The organism is Mycobacterium sp. UNC410CL29Cvi84 (genome assembly GCF_000686745.1).
Lineage (GTDB): Bacteria > Actinomycetota > Actinomycetes > Mycobacteriales > Mycobacteriaceae > Mycobacterium > Mycobacterium mucogenicum_B.
In genome coordinates, this window is the sequence record NZ_JMLM01000003.1 from 180599 (window position 1) to 188507 (window position 7909).

The following is a 7909-nucleotide window of genomic DNA, read 5'->3' on the forward strand; positions in this document are numbered from 1 at the left end:
GTCCGGGTTTGTTGTCAGCGTTCTTCGTCGAGCACGACGCGCCCCAATCGGTCGTAGCGCTGCGGGGACTGCGCCCGAAGTACCAGGGCGACAAGGATTCCGGCGATGGCGGTGCCGCCGACCACCCAGGGAATCGACGCGAACACGACGTCGTCCTTGGCCGTACCCGCTGCGAACGAGGCGTTCTTGATCAGCAGGTAGATGACGTACAGCATGCCGATGCCACCGAGCCCGGGAGCCACCAAGGTGCGGAACCAGTGCGCGGTCTCCGGATGCTGCTTGCGCACATGGAAGTACGAGACCACCGAGAACGCCGCCATCGCCTGCACGATCAGAATGGCGGAGGTACCCAGCAGCGCGGCAAGGCCGTAGAGCCCGCTGTAGGGATCGCGACCGGAGAACGCGAACCACAGCACGATCACCAGGGTGATGGCCGTCTGCACGAAGCCCGCGACGTGCGGGGAGCCGTGGATTTGGTGGGTACGGCCAATGGTTTTCGCGGTTCTGGGCAGGATGTCTTCGCGGCCGAGCGCGTAGATGTAGCGGGCTGCGCAGTTGTGGAAGGCCATGCCGCACGCGTAGGAGCCGGTGGTGAGCAGGATCTGGAACATGGTCACGGCCCAGCCGCCGAGGTGCTCGCGCACCGGGGTGAAGAAGATTTCACCGGCGGTGTTTGTATCCTGCGCCAGCGCAATGGATTTGCTGGGTCCGGTGCCCACGATCGCCAGCCACGACACCACGATGTAGAACGCCCCGATGCCGAGCACCGACGACATGATCGCGATCGGGATGATCTTCTTGGGGTTCTTGGACTCTTCGCCGTACATGGCACTGGACTCGAAACCGACCCAGGACCAGAAGGCGAAGAACAAGCCGATTCCGGCGGAGCCGACCACGGCCATGGTGCCCGCGCCGCTGACGTTCGGGACGACGGCGTCGAGCCCCTTGAGCCCGTTGATCGGGTTGAGTGATGACAGCGACCAGCCTTCCGGACCACCGCCGCTGACGACCACCGAACCAGCCATCAGCGTCAACATCACGATCTCGGTGATCAGCAGGCCGCCAAGCACTTTCGCGGCCAGGTTGACATCGAAGTAGGTGAGCACCGCGTTGGCGACGATCATCACGATGGCGAACAGCAACCACGGCAGGTGGACGTTGAACAGTGATGCGAACAAGTCCCGCGAGAAGAACGAGAAGATGCCGACCAGAGATGCCTCGAAAACCACGTATGCCAGGACCGTCAGGAAGCCGGCCGACAGACCGAGCACCCGCCCGAGTCCGTGCGAGATGTAGCCGTAGAACGCCCCGGTGGCGGTGATGTGCTTCGACATCGCCGCATAGCCGACAGCGAAGAGGCCGAGCACGATCGTCGCAATCAGGTACCCGGCGGGGGCTGCCGCACCGTTACCGGACCCGACGGCGATCGGGACGTTGCCGACCATCGCGGTGATCGGGGCGGCGGTGGCCACCGCCATGAACAGCACGCCGATCAAGCCGACGGCGTTGGGTTTGAGGCGCTGCACGCCGGGGCCGCCGTCGGGCGGCGCCGAAGTCAGCGGGGCGGTTCGTGGGTGGTCGTCGATTTCACTCATGGGTGCTAACCGATCCGATCTGATGGGAGATGAGTCCGGGCCACGCTGGCCGGTTTTGGGTTTATTTGGTCTGCTTCGTCGAGCGGCACTTCAGCTATCCGATGGACCAATGGACCCCCACGCCATCGGCACAGGGCTATTCGTACCAGACCGTCCCATAGCGGTCAATACCCGAACTACCTGCACACTTGCTGCGCGGTCTGCCGCAACGGCGCCATATTTCCGGCCCGTAAAGCTGTCGTTACCAATTTTCGGTTTTGGTTCACTTTCGGGCCAAAGTGCGCTACAACTGACCAGACCAAATAGTGACCGTGCCCACACCGCCAGTTCAGGAGAGCCACAATGAGCGACATGGCCGCCACCGACTACGAACGCTTCGCGCACGCCGCGCTCCCGCACTACGGGCTCGATTCGGCAACCGTGACGCTGCTGAGCTACTCGGAGAACGGCACCTTCCTGGTGGAATCGGGGACCGAACGCCAGGTCCTGCGCGTGCACCGGCCGGGCTACCACTCGCTGGCCGCCATCGAATCCGAACTCGACTGGATGGAGAGCCTGCGCCGCGACTCCGCCATCACGACGCCACAGGTGATTCCCGCCCCCGACGGGCGGCGCGTGGTGGAGGCCCGCATCGGCGACGAGAGCTGTCTCGTCGACCTGTTCACCTTCGTGGAAGGCACCATCGCCGAGGACGACGCCTCCGACATCAGCTTCAGCGAGTTGGGCGCGATCACCGCCACGCTGCACGAGCACGTCCAGCGCTGGCAGCGTCCGGAGGCCTTCACGCGCTTCCGATGGGACCTCGACACCATGCTCGGCGCCGCGGGCCGGTGGGGTGACTGGCGTGACGCGCCGGCCCTGTCCGCCGGCGATGCCGCCGTCATCGAAGAGGCCGAGCGCAAGGTCATCGAACGCCTCACCGACTACGGCATGGGCCCCGACCGTTTCGGACTGGTCCACGCCGACCTGCGGATGTCCAACCTGATGGTGCACAAAGGCAAGATCACCGTCATCGACTTCGACGACTGCGGCTGGTCGTGGTACCTCGCCGACCTCGGGGCGGTGGTGTCGTTCGTCGAGGACACCCCGGACGCCGCCCGCATCATCGACGAATGGCTCGCGGGCTACCGCAGCGTCCGCGACATCGCCGCCGCCGATCTCGCCGAAATCCCGACGTTCGTCATGCTGCGCCGCCTGATGCTCACGGCCTGGATCGGCAGCCATCCCGAATCGGAACCGGCACAGCGGCTCGGCCACCGATATGCCTCCGGCACAGCACAATTGGCGCAGGCCTACCTCACCGACCCATCGTGGTTCCGGGTCGATGTGCCCGCGACCGCTCCCACTCTCTCCCACTGACAGGACACGCGCACCATGTTCGATCTCACCAACAAGAACGTCATCGTCACCGGCGCCACCAAGGGCATCGGCTACGGCATCGCCGCGGTGTTCGCCACCGCAGGCGCCAATGTCGCCGTGGCGGCCCGCTCACTGCACGACCTCGACACCGCCGTTGCCGGCCTCGACGGGCTCGGGTCCGGCAAGGTCATCGGGGTCTCCGTCGATGTCGCCGATCCCCGGTCCTGCCAGGCGATGGCCGAGGCCGCCGTCGACGCCTTCGGCGGTATCGACGTGCTGTGCGCAAACGCCGGCATCTTCCCCGAGGCACCGCTGGCCACCATGACGCCCGACGATCTCGCCACCGTGCTCGACGTCAACGTCAAGGGCACCGTCTACAGCGTGCAGGCCTGTCTCGAGGCGCTCACCCGCAGCGGCGCCGGGCGCGTCATCATCACCTCGTCGATCACCGGTCCGGTGACGGGCTTCCCCGGCTGGTCGCACTACGGCGCGTCCAAGGCCGCACAGCTGGGCTTCATGCGCACCGCCGCAATCGAACTCGCGGCGAAGCACATCACCGTCAACGCCATCCTGCCCGGCAACATCCTCACCGAGGGGCTGCAGGAGATGGGCGAGGACTACATCGCCGGCATGGCCCGCTCCATCCCCGCCGGGACGCTGGGCACTCCGCAAGACATCGGTCACCTCGCCGCGTTCTTGGCCAGCGACGAGGCCCGCTACCTGACGGGCCAGTCGATCGTCGTCGACGGCGGGCAAATCCTGCCGGAATCGCTGGACGCCGTCGCCGGGTGACAACAGGTCGGTACGGTGAACGACATGGACGAGTCCGAAGGTGGCCCAGTAGCCGAGGATGTGCGGCGCCGCATCGTCAGCATGCTCGACGCCGGAACGCTCCGTCCCGGTGACCGTCTCGGTTCCGAACGCGAGATGGCCGAGCAGTTCTCCGTCTCGCGGGCGACGCTGCGCAGCGCCCTGGTGCCGCTGAGCCGTGCCGGCATCCTGGAACGGCGCAGCGGCCGCGCGGGCGGCACGTTCATCAAGACCGTGCTCGTGGAGCGCAACGTCGCCGAGCTGTCGGGCCTGCCGAATCGGCTCAAGCAGGGCGGTCATTCCACGACCCGCAGCCGGGTGTTGTCGACGGCCCTGCGCGGCGCCACGGCCATCGAGGCGCAACGCCTGGGCGTCGCCCCCGACACCGAACTCGTTGTCGTACAGCGCCTGCGCTACGCCGACGGCTTCCCGCTGTCGGTCGACTGCGCGCATTTCCCCGCCGACCTCGTGCCGGACCTGCTGGAGCAACCGCTCGGCGGGTCGCTCTACGACATCCTGGCGGTCCGCTACGACCTCAGGCCGGTGACGTCGGTCGAGAGCATCGAAGTCGTCAGCGCCAATCCACGCGAAGCATCCTGGCTCGAAATCCCCACGCGCACTCCCCTGCTGGCGATGACGCGCGTCGCCTCGGATGCGGGCGGGCGGCCGTTCGAATACTCCGAAGACCTGTTCCGCGCCGACCGGGTCCGGCTCGTCGCCAAGACCTCCGCGCTGGCCGAGCGCGAGACCCTCGGTACCGACGGGCGCGTCGAGCTGACCGTCACCGCCTAGCTGTCCCACCGAGCGCGCCGAGAATGCCCAGGGATTTCCACTAGCTCCAGCTCATTTAGGCTGCGGCACAAGTGAAAACAAGTCGTTCGCGCCGCGCCCCAACAGCGTGGTGTTGACCCTCCATACTTCCCGCACAGTCACGTCTGGGGAGCTTGTGCCTGGCATGGCCCACGCGGTTTCACATGTCGCCATATCCATGCCATAGGCGACCGGTGATGGCTCGCCCGTCAGGATGGCGATCGCGCCATCAGAGCCGATGTAGCTGGTGGACAGGCCTTCGGCATCGCAGGCCTTTCCCTTGGCGCCCGTTCGCAGGTCGAATTGCTGCCAACTTCGAAGCCGCTTGTCGGAGGCGACGTACAGGGTCGTACCGATGAGCCGTGCGTAGAGCCGTAACGTCGGCTTGGGGATTTCGAGCAGTTGCCGCCCACTCATCGTGACGACTCGAAGCTGCGACTCGTCCTCCACGATCGGCACGTCGGGCGAGGTATTCACAAGGCCTCCGGCCATCTGCGCCGATAACCGGCCGGATTCATCAAGCAGCGCAACGCGTTCCGTGCCGTCTTGATCGTGATAGCTGAACCCGAACCCACCGGCGTAGACGATGGCACCTCCGACTGATGCGTCACGCCCCGCTGAAGGCTTCACCGAGGCGCCGTCGGCAACCGAGAAAACGATGTCCGGCGCCCTGAATACACCTTGCGATGCAAAGTTCATCGGCTGAAGGTCCGAATTGGGTCCCGCAGAATCCCCGAGCAGACCATCGCCAGGGACAAACCATGTGAGCTCGGCATGCGGGCCGACCCCATGAACACCACTGTCCGGCACCGCGGCAACCACGTAGTCACCTACCTGGCTCAAGCGTGGTTCGGGACCTGATCCGTATGCTCGTAATTCTGTCGGGCCGTCGAACATCACGGCCCCAGTCTCGGTGTTGACGACCCACGCCCGCCGCGGCTGTCCCGAAGCCTCCCATACGCACAACACCGCCGCCGGCCCATTCACGAAACAGCGAGTACTGGCCGCGCGTGCGTTGGGGCCCAGCCGAACCGGAGCGAACAGCCGGTGACCATCCGCCACGTTGACCCCGACAACTCGCCACCCGTCGCTCGAGGCACCGAGAAAGAATCCACGGTCCCCCACATTGCCGGCCGGATGGATCATCGAATCTGCCGGCAGCCCCAGCTCGGCTGCCGTCACGTGCCAGCCGAACACCGGTTGCTTCCGCATCGACTGAGACAGCAACAACTGTTTGGGCAACCCCAACTGCTCTGCGGTAGCCAACGGTGGCGCAGACTGTGGCCTGCCGTCGACCGGACGCTGGACGACGATCACGGCAGCCACCACCGCAGCAACCAAAGCCAGCGCACCAGCCACCAGCCACCACTTGCGAAGCCCGCCTCGACGGATCATTCGACCGCGAAGTCCTGCGCCCGCAACCGTTCGATCGCCCGGCCATTGGCGAGCTCACCGCGGTTCTCCGGATACAGCCAGTAATGCCGGATAGCCCAGTAGAGCGCAGCTCCATTCGCCTGGTAGGTAGGCAAGCTGTTGATGGTCTGCGTTTCACCATCTCTCATCACCATCACCGCCGGACAGCTCACGGCCTTGCCCTTGGGCGCCTGGTCAATGACATCCACCACGTCATCCCACGCTCCACTGGCGGTCGTGGTTACGGAGTTTGAGACCTCAAACCCTTCCGGCGACAGTTTCAGATATCCCCAACCGTTCGACCTGCCTCGCAGGAGAAGGTAGGCAAACCAACACACCAGTCCGGCAACAATAATGGGGTAATAGATTTGCCTGGCCCCACCGATTCCGATTGCGAGCCGCCCGCTAGGAACGTAGCAAACAAAAGAAATTCCACTAACTATCGCACTGGCAATCGATAGCTCCAGGAACCGGGTCTTTGCGTGTGGCGGACGGAAATATGTGCCGTCGGCTTCACTGGTTGCCTGAGGAGCAACGCGACCCAGCCGAACCTGTAGTGCCAAAACAAGCAGAAACAGGAAACACAGTAGTAGTCCGACAGCGAATACAGAAGTTAGATAATCACGACGGCCAAGTAGATAGAGAACCCAGATGAGGCAAAGTGCAACGAGAACCGCAAAAACCGAGATAGAAAAATTCGCGGCCACTCTTGGATTTTTCCAGTGCTCGGGCATCTTTAATTCTATTTCGGGCAAAATGCACCACCAACCTGATTTCCTATCCACTCCATTCCCTTGCCCCCGCCGAACGCACCCCCGACCGCAAACACTGGCACTGTAAACGCCGCCACCTCGGGCCCAAACGGCGCACCGACTACGGCACCAAGCTTTGCACCGCCCCAGCCTCCGGCGTAATCGCCGCCAACCCCGAAAACCCCAGAGATGCCTGCGACACAGGCCTCATGCGGAGTCGGCGCAGCGGCAAACTTGTACATTGTTGTCAATAGTCCCAGAGCTGGCCCGCCGTATCTGGCAGCCTTACCGATGTCCTTGACGGAGTCCGGGGTCAGCCCCGGCAGGCTGCCGCCTCGGCCCACGTGTGCATCGAGGCCGGTGAGTGCCCCGCCGACCACCGTCGGCGCGTCGCTGGTGAAGAATGGATTGTCGGGCGGCAACGCTGTAGATGGCCTGCTGGCCGCAGATTCACGCGAACAGGTCGACGGCCGCGGCGATGCGTCCGGCGGCATCGCCGATGATCGCCTCGCCGTGGCCGAACCCGGCGATGCGGGCGCCGGTCGCGGCGATGGTGCCCGCGGCCCGGACCGCGGCGGGCCGGTCGGTGTTGAAGACGCCCACCGCCACTTGACCGTTCACCTCGGCGACGGCGTCGCCGGTGAGCACGGCATCGTCGTCCGGTAGGTACAGCGCGATACTGCCCGGGGTGTGCCCCGGTACGGCGATGACGCGGGCGCCGCCACCGAAGTCGAGGACGTCGCCATCGGCGACCGTGCGGTCGACACGGCAGGCCGGGCCGTGCGGTGCGGCGTCGAAGTCTGGCCGCAGTGTCCGTTCGGCATCGGTGAGAACCGGTATCGGCCCGTCGGCGGCACCTGTGATGTATGACGAATCACGCTCTCCGGCAATGACTTCGGCACCTGACCAGCCGGTGATCTCGGCGGCGCTGCCGCAGTGGTCCTCGTGAAAGTGCGTCAGCACAATGCGTTTCACGTCGGCGGCCCCGCGGCCCAGCGCGGCGAGGGCGTCGGCGATCAGCGCGGCGCTGTCGGGCCAGCCGGTATCGACGAGCGTCACGCCGTCGGGGTCGAGTCGCAGGTAGCAATTGAGCAGATGTGCACTCTCACCGGGGATCCGCAGTCGGTACAACGAGGGGGTCAGCGCGAGCAGATCGGCCATGTCCCCACG

At 65.2% G+C, this 7909-nt stretch carries 7 protein-coding genes; 3 read left to right on the forward strand and 4 right to left on the reverse strand.

The genetic code is table 11. The features are described from left to right. Window positions 1-14: 14 nt before the first annotated feature. Window positions 15-1595 (reverse strand): APC family permease, encoded by a 1581-nt coding sequence (locus BR47_RS0107050; RefSeq protein ID WP_029119037.1) that lies wholly within the window; start codon window positions 1593-1595, stop codon window positions 15-17. 342 nt (window positions 1596-1937) lie between these two features. Here BR47_RS0107050 and BR47_RS0107055 point away from each other — a divergent pair, with 342 nt between their 5' ends. From BR47_RS0107055 to BR47_RS0107065, 3 genes are read left to right on the forward strand one after another with little or no spacing between them, the layout of a single operon-like run. Then, on the forward strand, window positions 1938-2954 hold the full coding sequence (locus tag BR47_RS0107055; RefSeq protein WP_020101040.1) for a phosphotransferase enzyme family protein: 1017 nt from the start codon (window positions 1938-1940) through the stop codon (window positions 2952-2954). A 15-nt stretch (window positions 2955-2969) separates the two neighbouring features. After that, window positions 2970-3746: a 3-oxoacyl-ACP reductase FabG gene (gene fabG / locus BR47_RS0107060; RefSeq protein ID WP_029119038.1), complete on the forward strand. Its 777-nt coding sequence runs from the start codon at window positions 2970-2972 to the stop codon at window positions 3744-3746. A gap of 24 nt (window positions 3747-3770) precedes the next feature. Then, a complete protein-coding gene (locus tag BR47_RS0107065; protein WP_036426919.1) occupies window positions 3771-4556 on the forward strand; it encodes a GntR family transcriptional regulator in 786 nt (261 codons plus the stop codon). Window positions 4557-4607: 51 nt separating this feature from the next. On the opposite strand, the gene BR47_RS0107070 is transcribed toward BR47_RS0107065, so the two are convergent. The 3 genes from BR47_RS0107070 to BR47_RS0107080 all read right to left on the reverse strand — a co-directional run bounded on the left by BR47_RS0107070 (window position 4608) and on the right by BR47_RS0107080 (window position 7900). Beyond that, window positions 4608-5933, reverse strand: coding sequence for a 9-bladed beta-propeller domain-containing protein (locus BR47_RS0107070; RefSeq protein WP_141772189.1), 1326 nt, complete (start codon window positions 5931-5933; stop codon window positions 4608-4610). Between the two features lie 32 nt (window positions 5934-5965). Further along, entirely contained in the window at window positions 5966-6721 is a 756-nt protein-coding gene (locus BR47_RS32950; RefSeq protein WP_141772188.1) for a hypothetical protein, read from the reverse strand. A 468-nt stretch (window positions 6722-7189) separates the two neighbouring features. Then, window positions 7190-7900, reverse strand: a complete 711-nt coding sequence (locus tag BR47_RS0107080; protein ID WP_029119041.1) for an MBL fold metallo-hydrolase — start codon at window positions 7898-7900, stop codon at window positions 7190-7192. Window positions 7901-7909: the final 9 nt, after the last annotated feature.

What these genes read in the sequence shown, in the direction of transcription:
- BR47_RS0107050 (WP_029119037.1), bottom strand. Translation starts at nt 1,595, where the DNA reads ATGAGTGAAATCGACGACCACCCACGAACCGCCCCGCTGACTTCGGCG.
- BR47_RS0107055 (WP_020101040.1), top strand. Translation starts at nt 1,938, where the DNA reads ATGAGCGACATGGCCGCCACCGACTACGAACGCTTCGCGCACGCCGCG.
- fabG (WP_029119038.1), top strand. Translation starts at nt 2,970, where the DNA reads ATGTTCGATCTCACCAACAAGAACGTCATCGTCACCGGCGCCACCAAG.
- BR47_RS0107065 (WP_036426919.1), top strand. Translation starts at nt 3,771, where the DNA reads ATGGACGAGTCCGAAGGTGGCCCAGTAGCCGAGGATGTGCGGCGCCGC.
- BR47_RS32950 (WP_141772188.1), bottom strand. Translation starts at nt 6,721, where the DNA reads ATGCCCGAGCACTGGAAAAATCCAAGAGTGGCCGCGAATTTTTCTATC.
- BR47_RS0107080 (WP_029119041.1), bottom strand. Translation starts at nt 7,900, where the DNA reads ATGGCCGATCTGCTCGCGCTGACCCCCTCGTTGTACCGACTGCGGATC.